Raw genomic sequence first — 23,415 nt, forward strand, 5'->3', positions numbered from 1 at the left:
AGAGATGAATGCCGACGAGCCTAATTCCGCATTCATCAGAGAGAAAACTTAGCGAACAATCAAACCAAGTAGGATACCTACCGCGCCGAAGTCAGCATCACTGAATGTTGTGTTTGCAAAGCCAAGATCACCCAGTACTGGCATTAGGAATACAGGTAGGAAAGTAATCAGTAGACCTTGTGCAAACGCGCCTAGAATTGCGCCGCGACGACCGCCTGTAGCATTACCAAATACACCTGCCGCAGCACCCACAAAGAAGTGTGGAACGACACCTGGGATAATCACAGTAAGACCCATCACGTACAGCAGGAACATGCCCACTAGACCGGCTGCAAAGCTCGATAGGAAGCCCACCAATACCGCGTTTGGCGCGTATGGGAACACAACCGGACAATCCAGTGCAGGTTTTGCGTTTGGAACCAGTTTGTCTGAGATGCCTTTAAATGCAGGAACGATTTCTGCGATAACCATACGTACACCTTGTAGGATGACGTACACACCACCGGCGAATGTGATGGATTGCATTAGCGCAAACATAGACCAATGTTTACCACCGCTGACTTCGCGTACAAAGTCACCGCCAGCGAAGATACATGTCACCATAAAGATGATGCCCATGGTGAACGAGATTGCTACTGGCGTATCACGTAAGAACAACAAGCTCTTAGGTACGTTCATCTCTTCAGTAGAGTGTTCTTTATTACCGAACTTGCTGCCAATAAAGCCAGCTAGTACGTAAGAAAGGGTAGAGAAGTGACCAATCGCAACGTCGTCTGAGCCTGTTACTTGCTTCATGTATTTGTGTGCAATTGCAGGGAAGAACACCATTACAGAACCCACAACCACAGAGCCAAGAGCGATCAGTGGAACACCTTTCATGCCGCTAGATGCCAGAATCGCCGCCACCATCATCGACATAAATAGCGTGTGGTGACCTGTTAGGAAGATGAATTTCCACGGCGTGAAACGAGCGATCAGAATGTTCACCAACATACCGAAGAACATGATCATCGCCATCTCTTTACCAAACGCTTCTTGCGCGATAGATACAATTGCTTCGTTGTTTGGTACCACGCCTGTAATGCCAAATGCGTGTTGGAAAATGGTCGCGAAGTCGCCTAGCGAGCTCACAACTAAGCCTGCACCTGCGCCAAGTACGATGAAACCAAGAATGGTTTTTACCGTGCCTTTAATGCACTCGGTGACTGGTTTTTTCTGGGCAATTAAGCCGATTAGAGCGATGAGACCGACCAGAACCGCTGGCTCTGATAGGACATCGTTCATTAAGAAACTGAAGAATTCCATAACGCCACCTTATAGAGCGCCAAGCTCTTGAAGTGCCACAGATAAACGCTCTTTCATTGCGACTTTGTCGACCATGTTATCAAGCGCTACGATACGTTGCTCAACGCCAAGTGCTTCCAACTGTTCTGCAATGTCTTTTGTGCCGATGAAAATGTCGCAACTTGTGCCTTTTGCTGAGCCAAGATCGATGTGATCCACAGCGGCATCGACGTTCAATTCTTTTACGATGCTTTTGATGCTCATTTCCATCATTAGGCTAGTACCAAGACCGTGACCGCAAACAACCATAATTTTCATAATTCAGACCTTTTCTTTTTTATAGGGGGTATACCCATTTGTGAATGGGGTATGTCAGGAGTAAAACTCAGTATTTATCGATGATCGCAAGAACATCTTCTTTGCTTTGAGCGTTGCAGATGGCCTCTACGTGCTCTTCATTCATAAACAATTCCGCCAGTTTCGAAATCGCATCAACGTGGCTATTACTGTCCGTTGCCGCTAGCGTGACCAGCATTTTTACAGGGTCATTTTCTTCAGAGTTAAAGTTGACGCCGTTTTGGATCACCGTGATCGCCAGTGACAAACGGTTAACGCCATCTTCAGGGCGAGCGTGTGGCATCGCCATGCCCGGACCTACCACGTAGTAAGGGCCAAGCTCTTCGTGCGAGCGGTAAATTGCTTCAACGTAACTTGGTTCTATCGCGCCATTTTCAATCAAAGCTTCACAAGATTTGCTGATCGCATCTTTCCAGTCGGTTGCGTCAGAATGGATGCGAATGACATCAGAGGTAATCAGTTCACGTAGCATTGGAATGTTTCCGATTTGTTGTTTTGTTGCTGCGTACTTTATCGATCAATTTGCCAGAAAAACCTGAGAGTGATCACAAATGGTAGCGCTATCTGATAGCGCTACCATTAATTGTGATAGCGCTATCATTTTTATCAGGCATCGAAGTTTCATGTGCTGGTGTTCGAGTTCTAATGCGCTAATATCAAAACCATTAAAGCGCTGTGATAAGATGTCGCAGCTGAAATTAGAGAACATTAAATAAAAACAATGAGCGAACCTCGCAAACGAAGAAGTACCGGCAATGTCACTTTGGCTGATGTCGCCAAACAAGCAGGCGTAGGCACGATGACGGTGTCGCGAGCATTACGAACGCCAGAGCTGGTATCCGATAAGCTGAGAGAAAAAATTCAACAAGTGGTTGATGAGCTCGGCTATATCCCGAACAAAGCCGCAGGGGCACTCGCATCTGCAGAAAGTTATTCTATCGCTCTTATCATTCCGTCACTGTTTGAAAAAGCATGTGCGCATTTCTTACCAAGCTTCCAACAGGCGTTAAACAAAGCGGGTTATCAATTATTACTGGGTTACAGCGACTACTCGATTGAGCAAGAAGAAAAGTTGCTTTCGACCTTTTTAGAGAGCCGTCCTGCGGGCGTTGTACTGTTTGGAAGTGAGCATAGTCAGCGAACGCATCAACTGCTAGAGGCGTCAAATACGCCAGTGTTAGAGATTGCCGAACTGAGCTCAAAGGCCAGTTATCTCAACATTGGCGTGGATCACTTCGAAGTGGGTAAGGCCTGTACCAGACACCTGATTGAACAAGGTTTTAAGAACGTTGGTTTTATTGGGGCGCGCGGGAATCACTCGACGTTGCAACGCCAGTTACACGGTTGGCAAAGTGCGATGATTGAAAACTATCTCACCCCAGATCATTTTCTGACGACTCATGAAGCGCCATCTTCACAATTGGGTGCGGAAGGATTGGCGAAGTTATTGCTGCGCGATTCAAGCTTGAATGCTTTGGTGTGTAGCCATGAGGAGATAGCAATTGGTGCGCTCTTTGAGTGCCATCGCCGCGTGCTCAAAGTCCCGACCGACATTGCCATTATTTGCCTTGAAGGCTCTTCTATGGGGGAGCACGCTTACCCAAGTTTGACATCGGCAGAATTTGATTACGAGCGCATGGGCACCAAGGCGGCAGAAAAACTGTTGCATGCCATCAAAGGTGAGCCAGAAGAAAGGCCAACCAGTATGGGCTTTAAGCTAAAGCGTCGAGCAAGTACCGCGATTAATTGACACCTCCGCTTTCCATAAACACAAAAAGCCTCTCAAGATGGAGAGGCTTTTTACATTCTGAATTCATGAGCGAAAACTACGGACGTTCGCCCGCGGCTAGGCGTTGTTCGATATCTCCGATCACCTCTGGCAGATCGGAGATGGTATCGATTAAGTAGTGAGGTGCACTCTTGATAAACTTCGCGCGTGCTTTTTCACGAGCTTTCTCTAAGGTTGCTTCGTCTGCGGCTTGGTATTCTTCAAATGTCAGACCCGCTTCGTTACCAGAAAGTAGCAGACCCACCGTCCACATGCCCGCATTGTGACCTTCAAAGATGCCTGGTGCTGAGTCGTCCACTTTGACGCATGCTTTAACGTCGGTTACATCAAGCTCAATCACGTTTTTCAGTGCCATGAACGGCGCAGGGCGACCGCCTTGTGGCAGATCGTCCGTTGCTACTACGTAATCTGGTTGGTAACCGTAGTCCGCTGCAACTGGAATCAGTACGTCCATCACTTCGCGAGGGTAACCAGAACAAGAACCGATCTTAATGCCTTTGTCTTTCAGACCGTTTACCACTTCAACTGCGTTGAGGATTGGTTCTGCGTGGTCAGCCACTTTTGCTTTTTGCAGAGGCATAAATGCCGCGTAGATAGCGTCGATGTCTTCGCTGGTCATTGAGCGACCAAACTTTTCATTCCAACGCTTATCAACGGCAGGAATACGACCCACAGCTTGGATGTGATCCCACTTACCAAGCCCCATTGGTTCACGTGCTTTTTCAAGGTCGATTTCGAAATCAAATCCTTGCTTGAACGCTTCCACAAAGATACTGGTTGGTGCAAAAGAGCCGAAATCGACGATAGTGCCAGCCCAGTCAAAGATCACTGCTTGAATTGGTGATTTGCTCATGTTCAATCCTTTTTCTTGCTTGCCGGAGCGCTTGCCTTCACGTTGAAACGGCGCTCTGAATAAATTGGTTTTTGTTGAGGTCTATTGACCCTAAAAGTAGTTAAAGTCTTTACACACTTTGGCGATGGCTTCTTCGAAGATCGCCAACGCTTCTGTCAGTTGTTCGCGGGTGATGATCAGCGGTGGGCTGAGTTGAATCACGTTACCTTGCGATACCTTGAAACTCACTCCGTTGTTGAGGCATTGGTACAACACAGCTTCCGCTTCGTCATACGCGCGTGCTTTGCTTTCGTGGTCGGTGACCAGTTCAATGCCCCACAACATGCCGATGCCACGTACATCACCAATCACTGGGTACTTGGCTTTCATCTCTAGCAGTTTTTCACGCATGAACTGGCTGTCGGCTTTGACTTTATCTAGCAAGCCGTCTTGCTCAATGGCTTCCATGGTTGCCAGTGCTGCAGCACAACCGATAGGGCTTTTCTCATGAGTGTAATGACCCATGGAGATTTGCTCGGCAGTGTTGTATTTGTCTTTGGTTACCATGGCTGCGATAGGCACCAAGCCTCCGCCCAAACCTTTACCGATGCAGAGCATATCTGGCTCGATGTCGTAGGCTTGGTAGGTGAACCATTCGCCGCTGCGACCCATACCATTAGGGATGTCGTCGATGATCAGCATGACATTGTGTTTGTCACAGATTTCACGGATGCGTTTCCAGTAGGCGTTACTCGGCACTTGTACGTCGGTATTGCGAACCGCTTCTGCGATAAACGCGCCCACTCCACCTTCTTTCTCAATCACGTATTCAAGGTAATCGGCGTAATGCACATCACTGCCGTCCGCGACAGGAAAAGCGCCACGGTAAGACACCGCTGGTGGAATGCGCTCAACACCTGCCATTAATGGTCCCATGCCTTGACGGAAACACGCTTCACCACCCACTGAGATGGCATCTAGCGATGCGCCGTGGAAGGAATCCCACAGCGACACCACCTTGTAGTTGCCCGTGATATGGCGCGCTAGTTTAAGTGCCATGCCAACCGCAGATGTGCCACCCGGAGCAAACAACACGCGGTTTAATTCTCCACCACAGATTTGCGTGAGTTTTTCGGCACATTCAATCGCGGTCTCGTTGGTAAAACGACGTGGTGAAAACGGCAGTTTGGCAATTTGCTCTTGCACACGTTTAATCACATGCGGATGACCGTAGCCCAGCTGATGGACGTTGTTGCCATGGAAGTCCATGTACTTTTTGCCTGTAGCATCTTGGATGTAGATGCCTTCCGCTGCTTCCAAGGTATCTAAGCAAGGCGTCGACATGGCTTGATGAAGAAAGACCTCGGAATCGCGCTTCAATAATGCTTGCGTGCGTTCGTCGTCCATCGATGCATTCCAAGCTTGGCGCGCCCGTGTCGTGTTGACATCGCCTTCACTACGAAAATGGGTCGGTTTGATATTCTGAGTCATAGCGCTCTCTCAATCAGAAGGCTGCTTTAAGCAACTTGCCAGTACATCGCTTTTTCAATCGCACCGATTAAGCGCTCGATATCTGCTGGGTAAACTTCACCAATGTTGCCGATACGGAAGCAGTCTGCGTTTGATACCTTACCCGGATAAATCACAAAACCTTGCTCTTTCAAACGCGTGTAGAACGCTTTGAACTGGTAATCACTGTGCGTCGGAGAGTAGAAAGAAGTGATGATTGGCGAGTGAAGGTCATAACTCAGTAGTGGCTCAAACCCCAAAGAACGCATACCTGCAACCAGTGTTTTCTGGTTAGTTTGGTAACGGTTGTGACGAGCTTCAATGCCGCCTTCTTGTTCGAGTTCTAACAATGCTTGGTAGAAAGCGCGAACCGTGTGCGTTGGAGACGTAAAACGCCATTTGCCGTGGTTCACTTCCATGCAGTGCCATTGGTCGTACAGATCAAGGCTCAAAGAACGTGCCTGACCTTGGCACTTTTCGAGCTCAGTTTGTTTCGCAATCACAAAGCCAAAGCCCGGCACGCCTTGAATACATTTGTTTGCAGAGCTGATCATAAAATCGATACCAAGATCGGCGATATCGATAGGAATCCCGCCGAAGCTCGACATGGCATCGAGAATCACCACTTTGCCGTGCGCTTTTGCAGCAGAAGCAAATGCCTCAATTGGGTTAAGCATGCCAGTGGTTGTCTCACAGTGAACAATTGCCACGTGTGTGATAGCAGGATCCGATGCCAATGCAGTTTCCACCTCGTTCAAGTGTGGCTGTGATGTTTCGCCTGGGGAAACTACATGGCATGGAATATTTAGGTATTCAGCGATCTGAGCGATACGCGCACCGTAAGCACCGTTGTCGACAACCAACAACTTTCCATCTTTGCCAATAGCACTGCCAATCGTTGCTTCCACTGATGCGGTGCCGCTACCTTGCATTAGTACACTGGTGTAGCCGCTATGCTTTGTTGCCAGTTTTACAAGCTTAGTGCGGATCACTTCGACAATGTCTTTGTTGTATTCATCATCCCAAGTACACCAGTCTTTTAGCATGGCTTCACGTACTGTTTCAGAAGTAGATAGAGGACCTGGAGTCAGTAGTAGGTATTCGTTTTTCATCTCGATTTCCATCAGAATAATTTAATTGGTCTACACCAGAAATTGGATTCACTCTAGCAAGGATGAAAAAGGGTCGTAAATAGCCATTCAGTGAATTTCATAAAACTTTCATATCCAAAATTTCACCGATCAATTGGTCGCCTATTTATCGATAATTTTCTCAAAACTGCCATTTTATGGTCATGAATTCGTCACATTGGCGAAGTAGGGTAATTAGCGTCAACTGGTACAGACCAAAATGAAAACTTAGCCAAATTAACTGGAGAAAATGATGAAAAACCGTTTGATGAAAGGATCGCTGGCTGCGCTTGTCTCTCTGCTTGCTACCAATGCAATGGCTGCACAGGAAGTGACGGTTTACACCGCTTTCGAAACTGACATTCTTGCTAAATACAAGTCTGCGTTTGAGAAAGACAACCCAGATATCAAGATTAAGTGGGTTCGTGATTCAACAGGTATCATGACGGCGAAATTGCTGGCAGAAAAGAATAACCCTCAAGCAGAAGTGGTTTGGGGTCTGGCTGGCTCGTCAATGGCACTGCTTAAAGATGAAGGTCTTCTTAAGCCTTACACACCAAAAGGTTTGGAAGAGCTGCACGCGAACCTAAACGACCCTCAATCAAACCAAGCTTGGTTCGGTAACGATGCGTTCTTTAACGCAGTTTGTTTCAACGAAGCGGTAGCGAAACAACTTAACCTGCCTAAACCAACGTCTTGGGAAGACCTAACGAAGCCGGTTTACAAAGGTCACATTGCAATGCCTAACCCAGCTTCTTCAGGTACTGGTTACATGCAGGTGTCTGCTTGGCTACAAAACATGGGTGAAGATCAGGCATGGAACTACATGCGTGACCTAGACAAGAACATTGCACACTACACGCACTCTGGCTCTAAGCCATGTGTTCAAGCGGGTATGGGCGAAGTGGCTATCGGTATTTCGATGGCGAGCCGCGGCGCGAAGCTGAAAACACAAGGTGCACCACTTGCGGTTATCACACCTAAAGGCATTGGCTGGGAATCAGAAGCGGTTGGCCTAGTGAAAGAGTCGGATGCAGCCAAGCGTGTTGTCGACTGGTCAATCTCTAAAGCAGCAAATGAGCTTTACGTAGAAATGTACCCAGTGGTTGGACATAAAGAAGTGAAAGCGACCGTATCTAACTTCCCGAACGTTCAAGAGAACATGGCGAAGATGGACTTCGCGCAAATGGGCAGCAAGCGTGCAGAAATCTTAGCGACATGGTCTGAGAAATTTGACGCGAAATCAGAGCCAAAATCATAAGGGTTACGACAAATCCGATTGTCAAAAGGAGAGCGGTTGCTCTCCTTTTTTGCATCTTGCGACAAGTAGAGGCACATTAATGGCCGGATACTCAGGTAGAAAAGAGGAAGTGCATGGAAATACAACGTATTAATGCGGAGCAGACACTGCCGCTTCGACAGCAGGTTTTATGGCCAAGCAAAAGCATTGAGTTTTGCAAGGTTGATGAAGATGAAACTGGCTATCATTACGGGAGTTATGTGAACGGAGAGCTGGTGGGTGTGGCGTCAGTCTTCTTCAACAATGGCGCAGCAAGACTAAGGAAGTTTGCGGTATCTTCAAGTCAACAAGGTAAAGGGATCGGCTCTCGAATGTTGGAGACAATGATTGATGATGCCAAGGCGTTGAACGCAGAGGTATTCTGGTGCGATGCGCGTGAGTCGGCGTTGAGAATTTATCAGAAGTTTGGATTACAGAAAGAGGGTGAGCGCTTTTATAAATCAGACATTCCGTATTTCAAAATGAGTTTAGATTTAAGAGTTTAATATCGAGGGCATTCATCTATTTGTCATCTTCTGGCTATAAATTTGTCATTGGAACGTAACACACAAAAATTAAAGTTGGTATATACCATTTGGAGTGTGTGTTATGTCAATTAACCAACCTTATCTGAACATTAAAAATGTAGTGAAACAATTTGGACAGTTCACTGCATTAAAGCAAATCTCACTGGCGATCGAAAAAGGCGAGTTCGTTTGTTTTTTAGGCCCTTCTGGCTGCGGTAAAACTACGTTATTACGTGCCATTGCAGGTTTAGATCTACCTACTTCTGGCGCGATTTTTCAAAACGGCCAAGAGACCACATTTCTACCACCAGAAAAGCGTGATTTCGGCATTGTGTTTCAGTCTTACGCGCTGTTTCCAAACCTCACCGTACAAGAGAACATTGCGGTGGGTTTGAAAAACCAAGGTATGTCAACCAAAGAGGCGCTGGAGAAAGTAGAGCAGTGGCTCGAAACGATAGGCTTACCAACCTCAGGGCAGAAGTTTCCTAACCAGTTGTCGGGCGGTCAGCAACAACGTGTGGCGTTAGCGCGAGCGCTTGCTTTATCTCCGGGACTGCTTCTTCTTGATGAACCTTTATCTGCGTTGGATGCGAAAGTACGTGTTCACTTACGTGATGAAATTTGTAAGCTGCAACGAAAGCTGGGCATCACTACCATTATGGTTACGCACGATCAGGATGAGGCGCTTTCGATGGCAGATCGAATTGTGGTGATGAACCATGGCGTAATTGAGCAAGTCGGCACGCCTCAAGAAATCTACCAACAACCGGCAACGCGCTTTGTGGCCGAGTTTGTCGGCAGCATGAATTTTATCGAGACATCTGTCGTGACCGAATCTCAGGTGCGTATTGCGGAGACTCTGCTGCCAGCACCAAGTTTAACCAATCGTAAGATTCAACGTGGTGATCGCTTTGATTTGGCGGTGCGTCCCGAGAACATCAAGTTTGTCGAAAACTACCGCAACTCGCTGCCTGTACGCATTACCGCTACCGAGTTTTTGGGCGCATTTTTCCGCGTGGATTGTGAGCTACAAAACGACAGCCAAGCGAAACCAATCGTTGTTGATGTGCCAGTCGAGACGGTGCAAAACTTCAATATTCGCATTGGTGATGTGCGTTACATCCAGTTCTTGGAAAGTGGCTTGCACGGCTATGTAATCCCTTCTCAGGGGAATGCGTTTACAAAAGCGTTGGCGGCATAGGTGCAAACATGGATGCGAAGACAATGACGATGAATAGCCTGACGACTCAAGACAAAGCGAAATCAATGATGGGACGCATTAGCCGCGACAATATCGTGCTGTTTGGCTTGTTGGCGGGTCTTTCCACGATGATGATCTTGTTCATCTTGATGCCATTGTGGGCGATGCTGGCCAAAAGCGTACAAAACAGCGATGGAGAGTTTGTTGGGTTAGCCAACTTTGCGACTTATTTTTCTTCTTCAAGCTTGTGGGTTTCCGTTGGTAATACGTTTAGTTTGGGACTCGTTGTAACGACGGTGGTCGGTATTCTGGCCTTTGGTTACGCTTACGCACTCACGCGTTCATGCATGCCATTTAAAGGTCTATTTCACATCTTAGGTACCGCGCCAATCCTTGCTCCCTCACTTTTGCCTGCGATCAGCTTGATCTTCCTCTTTGGCAATCAAGGGGCTGCGAAAGAGCTACTTGGTGGTCACTCAGTGTATGGTGTGATTGGTATTTCAATGGGTTTGATCTTTTGGACCTTTCCTCATGCTCTGATGATTTTGACCACTTCGCTACGTACTTCCGATGCCCGTTTGTATGAGGCCGCTCGTGCTCTAAAAACCTCACCGATGAAGACCTTTTTTATGGTGACGTTACCTGCGGCGAAATACGGTTTGATCAGCACTCTGATTGTCGTATTCACGTTGGTGATTACCGATTTTGGTGTGCCGAAAGTCATTGGCGGAAGCTACAACGTTCTGGCGACGGACATCTTCAAACAAGTGGTGGGCCAGCAAAACTTTGCCATGGGTGCGGTAACCAGCATCATGCTGTTATTTCCTGCGGTAATGGCGTTTGGTGCGGATCGTTGGGTGCAGAAAAAACAAAAGAGCTTGTTTGATACTCGCTCAGTACCTTATCAACCAGAACCCAACAAAACGCGCGATGGCCTTTGCTTCGTATACTGTTCACTGATTTCTGTCGCAGTACTGGCAGTGTTAGGCATGGCGGTGTACGGCTCTCTAGTGACATTTTGGCCGTGGAATAAAGCGCTGACGCTGAACAATTACAACTTCGCAGAGATGAGTACCTATGGCTGGAGCCCGTTCTTTAATTCTCTCACTTTAGCTGGTTGGACTGCGCTGATTGGTACCGCAGTGATTTTTGTCGGTGCCTACTGTATTGAAAAAGGTCGTGCGTTTGGGCCAGTTCGTCAGGCGATGCAAATGCTGAGCGTGGTGCCAATGGCGGTGCCGGGCATGGTGTTGGGTTTGGGATACATCTTTTACTTCAATGATGTGAACAACCCATTGAATGTGCTTTACGGTACGATGGCGTTTCTGGTGATTAACACCGTAGTGCACTATTACACAGTCGGCCACATGACAGCGTTAACCGCTCTCAAGCAATTGCCCTCAGAGATAGAAGCGACGGCAGCATCGGTCAGGCTGCCTCAGTATAAGTTGTTCTTCAAAGTGACCTTACCGGTTTGTATGCCTGCTGTTTTGGACATCGCAACCTACTTGTTTGTTAATGCATTGACCACCACTTCTGCGGTAGTATTCCTGTACTCAACCGATACGATTCCTGCTTCGGTATCGATTCTAAACATGGACGATGCAGGCCAAACGGGCGCAGCTGCTGCGATGGCCGTGATGATCATGATTGCAGCCGCGATTGCGAAGATCGTTCAGATGACGTTGGGGAAGTGGTTAGAAAGTCGCACTCAGGCTTGGCGTAAAAGATAAGGACACCTCGTGCAGTACGTAAAAATTAAAGATTCGATTGTTGAACAGATTGAAGCGGGCATGCTATCACCGCGTCAGAAATTGCCTGCGGAGCGCAAGTTGGCGGAGTCGTTCGACACAACCCGAGTTACGTTGCGCGAAGCGTTGTCGTTATTGGAAGCCGAAGGACGAATTTATCGTGAAGATCGCAGAGGCTGGTTTATTTCACCTGAGCCACTACGTTACGATCCTACTCAAACACTTAATTTTCCGAACATGGCGAAAGCGCAAAATCGCGTGCCAAAAACGGAGCTGATTGCGGCAAAGGGAACTTTAGCTAATAAGCAATCTGCGCGCTTGTTACAACTGCAGCCATTCTCTGATGTTTTTCGTGTCGACCGCGTTCGATATTTGGAAGACAGACCTGTGGTGTATGTGACCAACTATATTCGCCCAGAGATCTTCCCCAATTTATTGAGCTTTGATTTGACCAACTCGCTGACCGACATTTATCGCGAGCACTTTGGTGTGGTGTATCAGAAGACGCGTTACCGTATTTCTACCAGTACCTTGCTTGGTGAAGTCGCGCAAGCGTTGCGAGCAACATCGGGCACTCCGGCAATGGTTGTTGAACGCACTAACTATAACCAACATGGCGAGTTGATTGACTGCGATATTGAATACTGGCGTCACGATGCCATCAGTATTGAGTCGGTGGCAGAGCTCAATCACTAACGTTCGCATTTTCATATTCAAAGGCTCCATCTCGGAGCCTTTGTTTTATCTAAACAGGAAAACAAATGGATTTCTTGGCAATCGCACTCGTTGTATTTTCTGCGGTTTTGCATGCTGGTTGGAATATCTTGGGTAAAAACCATTCCGGATCAGGCGTGTCATTCACGATGGCTGCAAGCCTGTCAGCTTGTGGAGTTCTTACCCCATATCTGATTTGGTATTTAACCACGCTCGGTTGGACTTCGTTGCCAGTTGAGTTTTGGGGAATGCTGGCTTTTAGTGGAATAGCGCAAATTGTGTATCTCGTCGGTTTGATCATGGCGTATAAACATGCCGATGTTGGTGTGATTTACCCAATTGCACGCGCTTTGCCGGTCATGATGGTGGGAGGGTTCAGTGTTGCACTCGGCCATGCGCTTTCATCTCAACAGTGGCTTGGTTTTGTGTTGATCACCTTTGGCTGCATTTTGGTTCCGTTGACTCATGTTCGCCAAGTTTCTTTGGTGGCGTATCTAAATGTAGGCGTGTTTTGGGCGTTGATCGCGGCAATTGGCACGACAGGTTACTCTGTGGTGGACAAAGAGGCATTAACGTTACTGACTCAGCAAGCATCAACTATTTTCAACGATCAATACAATGCGATCTTCTATCTTGGTGCGCAGTTTTGGGCGATGGGCTTACCCGTTTTACTTTGGTGTCTGATCACCGGAAATGATCAAGAGTTGCAAGCGGCTTGGCGAATCCGAAAAAGTGCAAGTATGGCTGGCATTATGATGGCATCGACTTATGGATTGGTTCTGTTTGCGATGACGATGACAGACAACGTGAGCTTAGTTGTCGCGCTGCGCCAGATCAGTATTGTATTTGGCTTACTGATGGGCATTTGGTTACTTGCGGAAAAATGGTATCTCACCCGAGGTATCGGTGTGGCTTTCATCCTTGCAGGCATTGTGTTGTCTTTAGAAGGTGCTTGAAGCACATAAACTAAAAGGCACCGGAAGTTCAAACGGACTCCTGGTGCCTTAGAAAAGAGGGATGAGTTAGAAACGCATTTGTGCGCCAAACATCACGCCTCCAGAATCAAAATCGCTGTTTTTGGCGTAATTGTATTCTAAGTTCAAACCAAAGTGTTTATAGCCCCAAGCGACACCTGCTGCGGCTTCTCCGCCAAGGCTAGACTCGTCATATTCTTTATTCTGGCCATTGTTTTTAAGCGTGTAACTTAACGTGTAGTAAGTGATACCGCCTTTACCGTAAAGCTCGAAACCAGCACCCAAAGGGTAGCTTACGTAACCGCTGATTCGCGGACCGCCATAACTCACGTCGGTGATTTCTGATATTGGGCTAATGAGTACAGAACCAATGCCGTTAAACGCGCCTTTATAACCCGCTTCAAGGCCGAAGTTTTGGTCGAACATGTAACGGTAATACACATCCCCTAAGAACATGTCGCCGTCATCATGGCCATTATTGACGTCGTAACTGACGTCACCATAGCCTAAATTCGCCCCCACAATGTGTTTGGTTGGCTCGGCATGAGCGGTGACAGAAAGTGCAGACAACAAGCATGCTACGGCGTATTTGTAAGACATAAGGACTCCGAATAGTAAACGAATAAACAAGATGTCGCGTGATACGCTGGATTAACGCAGACGCGTCGCAAACTCAGCTTTGGTGTTGTCTAGCCACTCATAACGACGGCGGTACATCGAGCGTTTAGAGCGAGACATTCCCTCAGTATCACGGCGCGTATCATTCACTTTTAATGCGTAGAAATGGCGGTTGTATTCAATGCCTCCCAACTCTTGCCATAGTGCGTCGTAGTCGGTTTTGATGCGTCCTTTACTGTAACGTCGTGCTGCGTATGTGTGAGATTGCGTTTTTACGGCGAGTATGGTGCTTACTTCCCATACTTGAGCGATGAGTGTTAGCAAACTCACCATCAAGCTTTTTGGTCGCTGACCGTACAGTTTTCGAGTCAGTTTTTTGATTTTTGCGTTGTTTTCTTCACTGCTTCGAGGGCCTTGTAGGCCACCTATCATAATGCAGCGCCCAGTGTCTACATGACCAACGGTAAACGAAAGTGTGTAGAAGTTGCCGTCTTCAGCGCTGTGCAGCACAAGACTCATGTCGCCTTCTTTTTGGTAACGTGCTTCGTAAACCAATCGAACCGAGTACTCGATGTCATCGATTTCAAATGAGGTCAGCGTTAAGCCTTTTGAATCGGTGTAAATCTCGGCAATGGTCTCTTTAGAAAGCAGTTCTGAAATCGTTTTGTAGTGATCAACCACCAAGTTGGAGCGATCAAAAGCAGAGTTATTCTTAATGATGTACGGGCGAAACGGTTTTTCTAGGAATCGGTGTGTACGCGTACAAAGCATGTCTAACAAAGACGATTCAATGTTGTTCGCAAGGTGTTTGAATGCTCGTTTGTAGTAAAGCGCACGCATGATGAACTTCATTCTATATACCCAAATAGGGTTATAGGTGTTGGCGTACTCATCAGCATAGATCACTTTGGTATGATCAAAAATGGATTTATTTGCAGTCATTTTCACTCCCGACTCACTTAAGAGCTTGTCTTAACTGGGGTTCTGTTTTAAGAGCACGAGAAATAACAGCGAGGAACACGAAAATGGAGAGATGCACAAGGCATAAATAGGAGGTGTGTTCTTGCTGATTCCAACGTACTCAAAATTAATTTTGAACAGTGTTCGTTTGTTCGGGATTCTAAGAGAAAAACCGTGGCAGGTATTGTATGAGTGCGTAAGGAAGTGTCAGGGATAGGTCTTTGCTAGAGCATATTTCAAGTTTGAAAAAGATCGAAGTGAGTCATAAACAAAAGCATGCACAGAACCAAATTGAACGAAACTTGAACATAATTTGAAATTAATTTGACGTGCTACAGGTCTTTATACGTAACTTATAGGTATCGAACCAATGCAGGTTCGATAGTAAGGAAGTAAAGGAGAGGTTTATGAAACGCTTAATTACTTTAGCAAGTCTTCTCGCTCTGACTACTGCACCTTCTGTTGTATTTGCTGGTGGCTATCAGTGGACGAACAATACGCAAACTATTCACGGTGGTGTCGTGGATAGTAAAGAAGCGGCTTACGATATGGGGCGAGTTATGCTCCAAGATTACCAGAACAAATCGTCTGGCCAGCTTAGAGATGAGTTTACTCGTAAGTCTGAGTTTGTGGATCGTCAGTCATTTTCGATTACCGATTCAAAAGTGACGGTCGATGAATTTATGGAAAGTAATGGTCAGGTGACTTACCAGCCAGTAGTAAATGTGACATACGAATACCGTATGCGCGAGCCTGGTAGGTACTAACTGACGCTATTCCCCTTAATCTATCCCTAATAGTTAATATCATTGCATTTTTTGGAGGAGCCACGCTCCTCCTTTTTTGTGCTTTTCGGTTCTTTAAAATCTCCCGTAACTTTGCCGCGTGGCGTCATTTTTTCTTACGCGCAGCGATAGTTTTTCTTGCTCGTTGAAACTGCGCATCGTTTGTACAGTGAGCTTCTCGAAAACAAGTTCATGAATGACACGAAGGAAAAACAATGGCACACCTATCTTACTGGTTTAAGCAAGCGCTTGAACTTGAACAGCCTCAGCCAGCTAAGCCACTGAATGAAGATATCAACGCTGATGTCGCGATTGTTGGTGGTGGTTACACCGGACTTTGGACCGCCATTATGATCAAACAGCAAGCACCGAAAAAGCATGTTGTTGTGATAGAAAAGGGCCTGTGCGGCAGTGGCGCGTCTGGAGCGAATGGTGGTTGCATGCTGACTTGGTCGACAAAGTTTCCGACCTTAAAACGTTTGTTTGGTGAAGCTCAGGCTGCTTGGTTAGTCAAAGAGTCCGAACAAGCCGTGCTTGAAATTGACGCGTTTTGTAAACAGCACCATATTGATGCTCAGTTGTCGCTTAAAGGCGTGTATTACACGGCAACAAATCACGCGCAAGCGGGCAGCATGCAACCTGTCGTCGATGAGCTTTCACGTTTAGGCGTCAACAGTTGGCGTCGCTGCAAAGAAGATGAGCTGCACGCGAATACAGGCTCGCCCCGTCATCTTGAAGGTTTCCATTCTTCGGTTGCTGCTAGCGTCCAGCCCGCCTTGTTGGCTAGAGGTTTGCGCCGAGTTGCATCAGAAATGGGGATCGAAATCTTCGAAAACACACCAATGACCAAATTGGATTTTGGCCAACCAGCTACCGTGTACACTCCTGACGCACAAATAAAAGCGAAGCAGGTCGTGCTGACATTGAACGCATGGATGGTGGAGCACTTTACGCAGTTCAAAAACAGTATCGTGGTGGTTTCTTCCGACATGGTCATCACCAAACCGCTTGGTGAGTCGTTACGGAAAACGGGCTGGCAAGCGGGAACGAGCGTGTTGGATTCGCGTATTTTTGTTCATTACTACCGCGATACGCCAGATGGTCGCCTCATGTTAGGCAAGGGAGGCAATCAGTTCTCTTTCAACAACCAAGTGGACGTGATGTTCAATAAACCAACTCGTTATCCAAATCTTCTAAGGAAGTCATTCGATAAACTTTTCCCGAGTTTGAAAGAGGCGGAGTTTGAATACTCATGGACAGGAGGATCCGATCGCTCAACCTCCGGCTTTCCATTTTTTGGGAAGTTGAACGAGCAACGTAATGTCTTTTATGGTTTTGGTTATTCAGGTAATGGTGTTGCGCAGACTCGCATGGGCGGAAAAATCCTCTCTTCTATGGTGTTAGGGTTGGATAACGAATGGACTCGAAGTGGCTTAGCCAAAGGACCATTGGGGCATTTCCCTCCAGAGCCGTTTCGCTGGATTGGCGCAATGACGGTGCGTAATGCGGTACGCCGAAAAGAAGAGGCAGAAGATTGTGGTCAAAAACCATTTATCTGGGATAAGTGGCTGGCAAAACTTGCAGGACCAGCAGGCAAAGCGGATAAGCTCGACTAAACTGAAGACTTTAGCCACAAACGAGACAGTTTGCAGTGAAAGTCGTTGGGGCGGACTTTCGCCTTGTGTTAGCCTCTCTCTTTCAAGCTCAGATTCAAAAGGTGAGTAACAGAATGAAAATATTCAGCAACTTCGACAGCGGTAGCATCCATGTCGTTAAAGCGGATGATAAAAATGACATCCAACTGAAAATCCCTAACGACAACATGTCGGAATTCTACCAATGGTTCCACTTCCGCTTAGAAACTGAAGCAGAGCAGTCACACACCATCAAACTGCTCGATCTAGCGAAGTCAGCATACCCTGAAGGTTGGCAAGGTTACGACGTTGTTGCGTCTTATGACCGTGAAGAATGGTTCCGTATTCCTGCTGAATTTGATGGTGACACATTAACGTTTACTGTGATCCCAGAGCGCGGCTCTATCTATTTCGCATACTTTGCACCGTACACTTATGATCGCCATCTCGATCTACTGCACATGGCGCAAAGCGCGCACCACTGCAAGCTGGATACACTGGGTCATACCCTAGATGGTAACGACATGAGCCTACTGACTTTTGGTGAGCCAGAAGAAGGCAAAAAGAAAATCTGGATGATCGCGCGTCAGCATCCGGGCGAAACCATGGCCGAGTGGTTTATGGAAGGTATGATTCAGCGTCTGCTGGATGAAAACGATACGGTTGCCCGTGCATTACTTGAGAAAGCAGTGCTTTACGTTGTACCTAACATGAACCCAGATGGTGGTATTCGTGGTCACCTACGCACGAATGCGGTTGGTGTAAACCTAAACCGTGAATGGCAAACGCCTTCAATGGAGAAAAGCCCAGAGGTGTTCCTTGTTCGTGAACGCATGCTCGAAACGGGCGTGGATATGTTCTTAGATGTTCATGGTGATGAAGCGATCCCATACAACTTTGTTGCAGGCTCTGAGGGCATCCCATCGTACGATGAAAACTTAGCGGCGCTGGAAAATGCATTCAAACAAGCACTGTTGACTATTACGCCAGAGTTCCAAGATGAAATTGGCTACGACAAAGACGAACCAGGCAAGGCAAACCTGACGGTTGGTTCAAACTGGGTTGCCGAGCAATTTAAGTGCTTATCGTACACAATCGAGATGCCATTCAAAGACAATAACAACCACCCTGATCCGTTGTACGGTTGGTCTCCTGAGCGCAGCGTGATGTTTGGGCAAGACGTGCTTGCAGCAACACTTGCGGTGACCGACAAAATTTAAATGCAATAGTTCCACAGCATTGATTCATTACCGAACAGCTCATCTTTGATGGGCTGTTTTCTTTCCTGTTATTCGCATTTCTTATTGTAAAAATTAGTTGCCATTCATCCATTTACTGAGTTCTTCTCAAGTTTGAGAAACTGCAAAAATAGGGTGATTTGCATCACAGAAAAGTGCTAAGAGTGTGATATTCTCCGCAACGAATTGACTATGGCTAAACCAATGTCGTTGGATTTTCTCCTCAAATGAGAGCCCACGTTTAGATAATTAACGTGTGATCGAGAGGTGGTGTTATCCGTGTTACATCATTGGCGTTCGAATATCATTTTTTGATTCCTTCCTACGAAATTTAGCTGTTTCTATTCAACTAAAAAGAGAAAGTTGCGGCTTCACATGATAAGCAGCGACTTGCTTAATTTGTGTTGCTTTGTGTACAAGAAAAAGGAAAAAAATAATGAAAAAAATCGCTATTGCAGTGGCTACTGTACTTGCTGGTGGTGTGATCTCTAACGTTGCACTTGCTGACACTTACATTGGCGGTAAAGTAGGTTACAACTCTCTAAACGATGCATGTTACCTAAACGAACCTTGTGACGACGACAGCTTTGCAGCTGGTATGCACATTGGTTACAACTTCAACGAATACGTTGCTGCAGAATACGGTGTTGATTACCTAGGTGATTTCACGGCTAACTTCAAAAAACCTGGTCTAAACACAGTTGATGGTGACCTTTGGGCGTTGACTCTAGCTCCTAAATTCAACCTACCTCTAACAGATTCTTGGAACCTGTTTGCTAAAGTAGGTGCGGCATACATGATGGCTGGTGATGAGAAAGACTTCGTTCCAACTGGCTCTCTAGGTGCAGAGTACAAAATCAACTACAACTGGAGCCTACGTGCTGAATACCAACGTTACCAAGACATGTCTGACGACATCATTGATGACATGGATTCTGACTTCTTCGGTATCGGCTTCAACTACAAGTTTGGTTCTGAGCCAGTAGTTCAAGAAGAAGCAGTTGAAGAAGTGGTAGAAACACGTCCATCTACTCGTATCGTTGAGCACGTGTACCCAGCTCAAACAGCAACAGTACAATTCGGCCTAGAAAGCGCAGAAGTGAAAGATGCATCAGCACTTTCTGGTACAGTTGATCTAATGAACACTTACCCACAAGCAAAAGTTGAGATCACTGGTTACAGTGACACAACGGGTTCTGCTCAGTACAACCAACAGCTAACTGAAAAGCGTGCTAAAGCGGTTGCTAATGAATTCGAAGCGAAAGGTATCGCTGCTGACCGTATGACAGTTAAAGGCATGGGTGAAGCAAACCCAGTTGCTAGCAACGAAACTCGTCAAGGTCGCGAAGCGAACCGTCGTGTAGAAGTAGTTGTTCCTGCGTTTGAATACCAAACGACTGAACAAGCTCAATAATTTGTTGCTATAGCCAACAAAGCAAAAAGCCAGCGTTTATCGCTGGCTTTTTTGATCTTGTCTTCAAACTTATGTTTGGATGGAACCGAGACGGTTGTTGGGCTGTATATTGAAATGACGGCGGCGGCGTGCGCTTTGCTTGTTGTTCATCATTCTGTCATCACTGATTCATAATATCGATGCTCCGTTTAGTAGGAGAGCATGATGCAAAACCTCCCACCACTTAATGCCCTGAAAGCCTTTGAAGCAACTGCCCGTTTGCGAAGCTTTACAAAAGCTGCAAAAGAGCTAAATGTCACTCGCGCGGCGGTCAGTCAGCAAGTTAAATCGTTGGAACTTCAGTTAAACGCGATACTTTTTGAGCGCAATGGTGCGCAGCTTTTATTAACACAAGTTGCCCAAGCCTACTTGCCTGTTGTTAGCCAGACTTTGCAGATGCTATCTGTAGCAACTCAACACCTTTTTGCTCGCCAGAAAAATACTCAACTGACGCTTCATGTCGCTCACAGCTTTTGTTCTCAATGGTTAATGCCGCGCTTGGCCGACTTTCATCGTCAGCACCCTGATGTCGTGGTAAAAATTTCAACGACAGCTAACACGGTACCGAATGCTAGCGCCATTGCGGATGTGGAGATCATTAACGGTTATGGAGATTGGCAATCAGAGCAGGCTGTTCAACTTACCCAAGAAAACTGGATAGTGGTGGCGAGCCCTGGTTTTTTAAATCTTAATTCGGTCATTCATCTTACCGATATCGCGCTAGCGCCAAAACTGTGCACGGGCGGATACCATGAATCGTGGCAAGCTTGGCTGCGTTTTCAGGGCTATGAAGGCAAAGTGAGTAAACCTATCGCCGAGTTTGAACATTCCTTACTAGCCATTCAAGCGGCGGTGAATCAGTTAGGCATACTACTTGTAAGGGACTTTTTAGTGGAGGATGAGCTACAACAAGGACTTTTGGTTCCGATTGGTGGATGGTCCATGCCAAGCGCCAGCGCGCACCATATAGTGGTAAGGGAAAGCGATAAACCGCAAGTTGAGGCTTTTACTCATTGGGTCATGCAAAGTCTATAAGCTTAAAAGCCCAGCATCTTCGAATAAGTGAAAGTGGTTTCCTGCGATTGAGCTAACAAAGTTGGGTGCTTTTTGGTCGGTAGTTAAAACAAGATTCGTTACTTAAGGTATAAAATGACGCTTGTTTCAATCGTCGCCCCAAATCTGATCGAACAAGGAAAAGTCATGGAAATGCTACAAGGTGGTCGGGATAATGCCATTTATCGTACAGGTGATCGCGTTAGTCGTCCGGCAAGCTCTTGGACGATGACCGTCCACCAGTTGTTAAATCACCTTCATTCCAATGGATTCACGCAATGCCCCAAAGTGATTGGGATTGAGGGTGGCAAAGAGTGGTTGAGCTTTGTGGAAGGAGATACCTTCAACTATCCACTGCAAGGTTCTATTGCTTCTGTTACTGCACTTTTATCCGCGGCCAAAATGTTGCGTAGAATGCATGATGCTTCAGAAGATTTTCTCATTTCACATCAAAGTGAAGTGTGTCATTGGATGTTACCTGATCGCGCTCCCCAAGAGGTGATCTGTCACGGGGATTTTATGCCATACAATGTTGCACTAAATGGTGAAACCGTGGTTGGTGTATTCGATTTTGATACCGCACATCCTGCTCCTCGTTTATGGGACGTTGCTTTTTCCATTTACGGTTGGGCTCCTTTTAAAACGGATGAAAATGACCGAATGGGCAACTTGGAACAGCAAATTCAACGTGCCAAACTGTTCTGCGACGCGTATGGCTGCTCGAAATTAGAGCGAGAAAATCTGGTGGATGTGATGACGTTAAGGCTCACGGCTTTGGTTGATTACATGAGATTCATGGCAAGCAACAGGGATGAGAGATTTCAAGCCAATTTGGAAGAGGGACATTACATCGCGTATTTGCAAGATATCGATTATCTGCGTCAACATCACCAAGCGATTACTTTGGGCATACTAAAAGAACGTTAGTTTGCAATCACGTGTTTAATCTTATCAAATAACCATAGATTTAATGGTGCATGTTGCTGTGAACGCCGACAACTCATCACGTAGCTGACATTCAATTCTAAGCGGTTCGGTAGTGCGATACTTCTGCATCCCTGCGGGACATGGTCACTCATCGTGATACCGAAATGATCGGTTTGAAGGATGATTTTGTGGATCATCGCTGGGTGTTCTATTTCCACTTTTGGCGACGCATTAAAGCCAATGTTCTTCAAGCGTTCCAATAGAGGGTATCGGTAGTCATTCCATCCTGGTGTTTTGAAGAGTAAAAAGGGGTAGAGCTGCAAGTCATCAAAATCTTGTGCGGGGTGATCTTTGCGAACAAAAAAGACGGCTTTTCCTTTTCCCAACTCTTTTTGTGCGACCGATTGAGGTAAGTCCTCATCAAAGTAGTGGATTGCGACTGCATTTTCACCATCTATTAAACGGTTTTTAGCCTCGTTTCCCCAGCGCAGAAACGAAAATTTGGCTCGAGGTGCTTGTTTTAGCAGGCTCAAGTAAAGCTCATCGCCGAAGTAATCCCAAAATAGCGTGTTGGCATAAATCGACAGTTGCCCATCAAAGGTCTCTGGGGAAAAGTTTTGCGGCTTAATGGAGTCCATACTCATCAGAATCTGTTCGAAGTGTGCCATGTTTGTTTCAACAAACGTCGTCGGTTCAAAGCCATGTTTCGTTTGCACAAACAGAGGATCATCGAACTGGGTTTTCATCTTGGTGAGGTTTTTACTGATGGCTCCGGATGTTTTTCCTAACGACTCTGCGACTAACCGAACATTGCGCAGCTCATACATGCGCTTCAGCACAAGAATGTTTTGAATATCCAGATTAATCGCCATTCTTTACTCCAACAATTTGGCTCGCTTCACATCATAGCGTTGAGCTGATCATCCAAAGACAGCAAACGGTCAATTTTCTTGAGGCATCTATCGGAAGTGAAGAAAGGGGGATTTCCATTTGGTAAATCAGGAGTTTCCTCGTCTCATCCCCTTTGCGTTGATACAGTTTCTACATCGAAACAGGTACAGACAATAACAGAGGTGATGTATGAAAAAACTAATCGCATTAGGCTTGATGGTTTGCTCAGCGAATGTGGCATTTGCTGCGGATGGCTCATACACAGGTACCATTGACATGACAATGAGTAATACGAACCAAGTGGATGTTGAACGCGCAAACTCGCAACTTACGTTGAAAGGCCGTAATGAAGCGATGTACGGCGGTGTGATGATTCAAACCGATGCATCTACCCAACCCATTGAACTTCGTGGCCGCCGCGATTAATCGGTCACGTTGTCATTACGAAAATGCCGCGATGAATTCGCGGCATTTTTGTTTGTTGATTGCGTATGTAATCAAGTGGCGGT

At 46.5% G+C, this 23,415-nt stretch carries 23 protein-coding genes; 14 read left to right on the forward strand and 9 right to left on the reverse strand.

Translation table 11 applies throughout. From position 1 onward, the window contains the following. Positions 1 to 48: 48 nt before the first annotated feature. The 3 genes from ACF8OV_RS18245 to ACF8OV_RS18255 all read right to left on the reverse strand — a co-directional run bounded on the left by ACF8OV_RS18245 (position 49) and on the right by ACF8OV_RS18255 (position 2,113). Complete coding sequence (locus tag ACF8OV_RS18245; protein ID WP_025794628.1) at positions 49 to 1,305, reverse strand: PTS ascorbate transporter subunit IIC; 1,257 nt, start codon at positions 1,303 to 1,305, stop codon at positions 49 to 51. 9 nt (positions 1,306 to 1,314) lie between these two features. After that, on the reverse strand, positions 1,315 to 1,602 hold the full coding sequence (locus ACF8OV_RS18250; protein WP_005463968.1) for a PTS sugar transporter subunit IIB: 288 nt from the start codon (positions 1,600 to 1,602) through the stop codon (positions 1,315 to 1,317). A gap of 67 nt (positions 1,603 to 1,669) precedes the next feature. Continuing rightward, on the reverse strand, positions 1,670 to 2,113 hold the full coding sequence (locus tag ACF8OV_RS18255) for a PTS sugar transporter subunit IIA (RefSeq protein ID WP_005463973.1): 444 nt from the start codon (positions 2,111 to 2,113) through the stop codon (positions 1,670 to 1,672). A 249-nt stretch (positions 2,114 to 2,362) separates the two neighbouring features. Here ACF8OV_RS18255 and ACF8OV_RS18260 point away from each other — a divergent pair, with 249 nt between their 5' ends. After that, positions 2,363 to 3,391: a LacI family DNA-binding transcriptional regulator gene (locus tag ACF8OV_RS18260; RefSeq protein ID WP_005463961.1), complete on the forward strand. Its 1,029-nt coding sequence runs from the start codon at positions 2,363 to 2,365 to the stop codon at positions 3,389 to 3,391. Positions 3,392 to 3,467: 76 nt separating this feature from the next. Here ACF8OV_RS18260 and phnX read toward each other — a convergent pair whose 3' ends face one another. From phnX to phnW, 3 genes are all read right to left on the reverse strand, one after another. Beyond that, positions 3,468 to 4,283: a phosphonoacetaldehyde hydrolase gene (phnX, locus tag ACF8OV_RS18265; protein WP_258496302.1), complete on the reverse strand. Its 816-nt coding sequence runs from the start codon at positions 4,281 to 4,283 to the stop codon at positions 3,468 to 3,470. Positions 4,284 to 4,373: 90 nt separating this feature from the next. After that, positions 4,374 to 5,753 (reverse strand): aspartate aminotransferase family protein, encoded by a 1,380-nt coding sequence (locus ACF8OV_RS18270; protein WP_258496304.1) that lies wholly within the window; start codon positions 5,751 to 5,753, stop codon positions 4,374 to 4,376. A 26-nt stretch (positions 5,754 to 5,779) separates the two neighbouring features. Next, complete coding sequence (gene phnW / locus ACF8OV_RS18275) at positions 5,780 to 6,883, reverse strand: 2-aminoethylphosphonate--pyruvate transaminase (RefSeq protein WP_203504324.1); 1,104 nt, start codon at positions 6,881 to 6,883, stop codon at positions 5,780 to 5,782. A 268-nt stretch (positions 6,884 to 7,151) separates the two neighbouring features. Here phnW and ACF8OV_RS18280 point away from each other — a divergent pair, with 268 nt between their 5' ends. The 6 genes from ACF8OV_RS18280 (at position 7,152) to ACF8OV_RS18305 (ending at position 13,329) form a co-directional block, all read left to right on the forward strand. Continuing rightward, positions 7,152 to 8,162, forward strand: coding sequence for a putative 2-aminoethylphosphonate ABC transporter substrate-binding protein (locus ACF8OV_RS18280; RefSeq protein ID WP_025533230.1), 1,011 nt, complete (start codon positions 7,152 to 7,154; stop codon positions 8,160 to 8,162). Between the two features lie 113 nt (positions 8,163 to 8,275). Further along, complete coding sequence (locus tag ACF8OV_RS18285) at positions 8,276 to 8,686, forward strand: GNAT family N-acetyltransferase (RefSeq protein ID WP_140067109.1); 411 nt, start codon at positions 8,276 to 8,278, stop codon at positions 8,684 to 8,686. A 103-nt stretch (positions 8,687 to 8,789) separates the two neighbouring features. After that, positions 8,790 to 9,908, forward strand: a complete 1,119-nt coding sequence (locus tag ACF8OV_RS18290; protein WP_005464010.1) for a putative 2-aminoethylphosphonate ABC transporter ATP-binding protein — start codon at positions 8,790 to 8,792, stop codon at positions 9,906 to 9,908. Positions 9,909 to 9,916: 8 nt separating this feature from the next. Beyond that, positions 9,917 to 11,641: a putative 2-aminoethylphosphonate ABC transporter permease subunit gene (locus ACF8OV_RS18295; protein ID WP_203504326.1), complete on the forward strand. Its 1,725-nt coding sequence runs from the start codon at positions 9,917 to 9,919 to the stop codon at positions 11,639 to 11,641. A 9-nt stretch (positions 11,642 to 11,650) separates the two neighbouring features. After that, a complete protein-coding gene (gene phnR, locus ACF8OV_RS18300; protein WP_005463955.1) occupies positions 11,651 to 12,355 on the forward strand; it encodes a phosphonate utilization transcriptional regulator PhnR in 705 nt (234 codons plus the stop codon). A 65-nt stretch (positions 12,356 to 12,420) separates the two neighbouring features. Continuing rightward, positions 12,421 to 13,329 carry a multidrug transporter gene (locus ACF8OV_RS18305; protein ID WP_140111811.1) on the forward strand — a complete coding sequence of 303 codons (909 nt, stop codon included), beginning with the start codon at positions 12,421 to 12,423 and terminating at the stop codon, positions 13,327 to 13,329. Positions 13,330 to 13,395: 66 nt separating this feature from the next. On the opposite strand, the gene ACF8OV_RS18310 is transcribed toward ACF8OV_RS18305, so the two are convergent. Then, entirely contained in the window at positions 13,396 to 13,947 is a 552-nt protein-coding gene (locus tag ACF8OV_RS18310) for an outer membrane beta-barrel protein (RefSeq protein ID WP_017448000.1), read from the reverse strand. A 51-nt stretch (positions 13,948 to 13,998) separates the two neighbouring features. Then, positions 13,999 to 14,907 carry a VirK/YbjX family protein gene (locus tag ACF8OV_RS18315; protein ID WP_029865268.1) on the reverse strand — a complete coding sequence of 303 codons (909 nt, stop codon included), beginning with the start codon at positions 14,905 to 14,907 and terminating at the stop codon, positions 13,999 to 14,001. Between the two features lie 425 nt (positions 14,908 to 15,332). Here ACF8OV_RS18315 and ACF8OV_RS18320 point away from each other — a divergent pair, with 425 nt between their 5' ends. The 6 genes from ACF8OV_RS18320 (at position 15,333) to ACF8OV_RS18345 (ending at position 22,015) form a co-directional block, all read left to right on the forward strand. Continuing rightward, a complete protein-coding gene (locus ACF8OV_RS18320; RefSeq protein WP_025794640.1) occupies positions 15,333 to 15,692 on the forward strand; it encodes a DUF3316 domain-containing protein in 360 nt (119 codons plus the stop codon). Positions 15,693 to 15,925: 233 nt separating this feature from the next. After that, positions 15,926 to 17,326: an FAD-dependent oxidoreductase gene (locus tag ACF8OV_RS18325; protein ID WP_023583905.1), complete on the forward strand. Its 1,401-nt coding sequence runs from the start codon at positions 15,926 to 15,928 to the stop codon at positions 17,324 to 17,326. Between the two features lie 113 nt (positions 17,327 to 17,439). Further along, positions 17,440 to 18,564 carry a M14-type cytosolic carboxypeptidase gene (locus ACF8OV_RS18330; RefSeq protein WP_015312860.1) on the forward strand — a complete coding sequence of 375 codons (1,125 nt, stop codon included), beginning with the start codon at positions 17,440 to 17,442 and terminating at the stop codon, positions 18,562 to 18,564. 454 nt (positions 18,565 to 19,018) lie between these two features. Next, positions 19,019 to 19,996, forward strand: coding sequence for an OmpA family protein (locus ACF8OV_RS18335; RefSeq protein WP_015312861.1), 978 nt, complete (start codon positions 19,019 to 19,021; stop codon positions 19,994 to 19,996). Between the two features lie 204 nt (positions 19,997 to 20,200). Then, entirely contained in the window at positions 20,201 to 21,070 is an 870-nt protein-coding gene (locus ACF8OV_RS18340; RefSeq protein ID WP_031845787.1) for a LysR substrate-binding domain-containing protein, read from the forward strand. 165 nt (positions 21,071 to 21,235) lie between these two features. After that, positions 21,236 to 22,015, forward strand: a complete 780-nt coding sequence (locus ACF8OV_RS18345; protein ID WP_180919328.1) for a phosphotransferase enzyme family protein — start codon at positions 21,236 to 21,238, stop codon at positions 22,013 to 22,015. Here the strand turns inward: ACF8OV_RS18345 and ACF8OV_RS18350 are convergent. After that, entirely contained in the window at positions 22,012 to 22,887 is an 876-nt protein-coding gene (locus tag ACF8OV_RS18350) for a LysR family transcriptional regulator (protein ID WP_025442496.1), read from the reverse strand. The genes ACF8OV_RS18345 and ACF8OV_RS18350 overlap by 4 nt on opposite strands. Before the next feature lie 208 nt (positions 22,888 to 23,095). Between ACF8OV_RS18350 and ACF8OV_RS18355 the strand changes: the two genes are divergently transcribed. After that, positions 23,096 to 23,332 (forward strand): hypothetical protein, encoded by a 237-nt coding sequence (locus ACF8OV_RS18355; protein ID WP_005464033.1) that lies wholly within the window; start codon positions 23,096 to 23,098, stop codon positions 23,330 to 23,332. Positions 23,333 to 23,415 lie beyond the last annotated feature (83 nt).

Source organism: Vibrio sp. GLN_1 (genome assembly GCF_043106015.1).
In the GTDB taxonomy this organism is placed as follows: domain Bacteria; phylum Pseudomonadota; class Gammaproteobacteria; order Enterobacterales; family Vibrionaceae; genus Vibrio; species Vibrio parahaemolyticus.

Bases quoted from the DNA above. Each gene is read 5' to 3' on its own strand.
- ACF8OV_RS18325 (WP_023583905.1), top strand. From the start codon at position 15,926: ATGGCACACCTATCTTACTGGTTTAAGCAAGCGCTTGAACTTGAACAG.
- ACF8OV_RS18310 (WP_017448000.1), bottom strand. From the start codon at position 13,947: ATGTCTTACAAATACGCCGTAGCATGCTTGTTGTCTGCACTTTCTGTC.
- ACF8OV_RS18340 (WP_031845787.1), top strand. From the start codon at position 20,201: ATGCAAAACCTCCCACCACTTAATGCCCTGAAAGCCTTTGAAGCAACT.
- ACF8OV_RS18355 (WP_005464033.1), top strand. From the start codon at position 23,096: ATGAAAAAACTAATCGCATTAGGCTTGATGGTTTGCTCAGCGAATGTG.
- ACF8OV_RS18255 (WP_005463973.1), bottom strand. From the start codon at position 2,113: ATGCTACGTGAACTGATTACCTCTGATGTCATTCGCATCCATTCTGAC.
- ACF8OV_RS18345 (WP_180919328.1), top strand. From the start codon at position 21,236: ATGGAAATGCTACAAGGTGGTCGGGATAATGCCATTTATCGTACAGGT.
- ACF8OV_RS18290 (WP_005464010.1), top strand. From the start codon at position 8,790: ATGTCAATTAACCAACCTTATCTGAACATTAAAAATGTAGTGAAACAA.
- ACF8OV_RS18285 (WP_140067109.1), top strand. From the start codon at position 8,276: ATGGAAATACAACGTATTAATGCGGAGCAGACACTGCCGCTTCGACAG.
- ACF8OV_RS18330 (WP_015312860.1), top strand. From the start codon at position 17,440: ATGAAAATATTCAGCAACTTCGACAGCGGTAGCATCCATGTCGTTAAA.
- ACF8OV_RS18280 (WP_025533230.1), top strand. From the start codon at position 7,152: ATGATGAAAAACCGTTTGATGAAAGGATCGCTGGCTGCGCTTGTCTCT.
- ACF8OV_RS18350 (WP_025442496.1), bottom strand. From the start codon at position 22,887: ATGGCGATTAATCTGGATATTCAAAACATTCTTGTGCTGAAGCGCATG.
- phnX (WP_258496302.1), bottom strand. From the start codon at position 4,283: ATGAGCAAATCACCAATTCAAGCAGTGATCTTTGACTGGGCTGGCACT.
- ACF8OV_RS18270 (WP_258496304.1), bottom strand. From the start codon at position 5,753: ATGACTCAGAATATCAAACCGACCCATTTTCGTAGTGAAGGCGATGTC.
- ACF8OV_RS18295 (WP_203504326.1), top strand. From the start codon at position 9,917: ATGGATGCGAAGACAATGACGATGAATAGCCTGACGACTCAAGACAAA.
- phnW (WP_203504324.1), bottom strand. From the start codon at position 6,883: ATGAAAAACGAATACCTACTACTGACTCCAGGTCCTCTATCTACTTCT.
- ACF8OV_RS18335 (WP_015312861.1), top strand. From the start codon at position 19,019: ATGAAAAAAATCGCTATTGCAGTGGCTACTGTACTTGCTGGTGGTGTG.
- ACF8OV_RS18245 (WP_025794628.1), bottom strand. From the start codon at position 1,305: ATGGAATTCTTCAGTTTCTTAATGAACGATGTCCTATCAGAGCCAGCG.
- ACF8OV_RS18250 (WP_005463968.1), bottom strand. From the start codon at position 1,602: ATGAAAATTATGGTTGTTTGCGGTCACGGTCTTGGTACTAGCCTAATG.
- ACF8OV_RS18260 (WP_005463961.1), top strand. From the start codon at position 2,363: ATGAGCGAACCTCGCAAACGAAGAAGTACCGGCAATGTCACTTTGGCT.
- ACF8OV_RS18320 (WP_025794640.1), top strand. From the start codon at position 15,333: ATGAAACGCTTAATTACTTTAGCAAGTCTTCTCGCTCTGACTACTGCA.
- ACF8OV_RS18305 (WP_140111811.1), top strand. From the start codon at position 12,421: ATGGATTTCTTGGCAATCGCACTCGTTGTATTTTCTGCGGTTTTGCAT.
- ACF8OV_RS18315 (WP_029865268.1), bottom strand. From the start codon at position 14,907: ATGACTGCAAATAAATCCATTTTTGATCATACCAAAGTGATCTATGCT.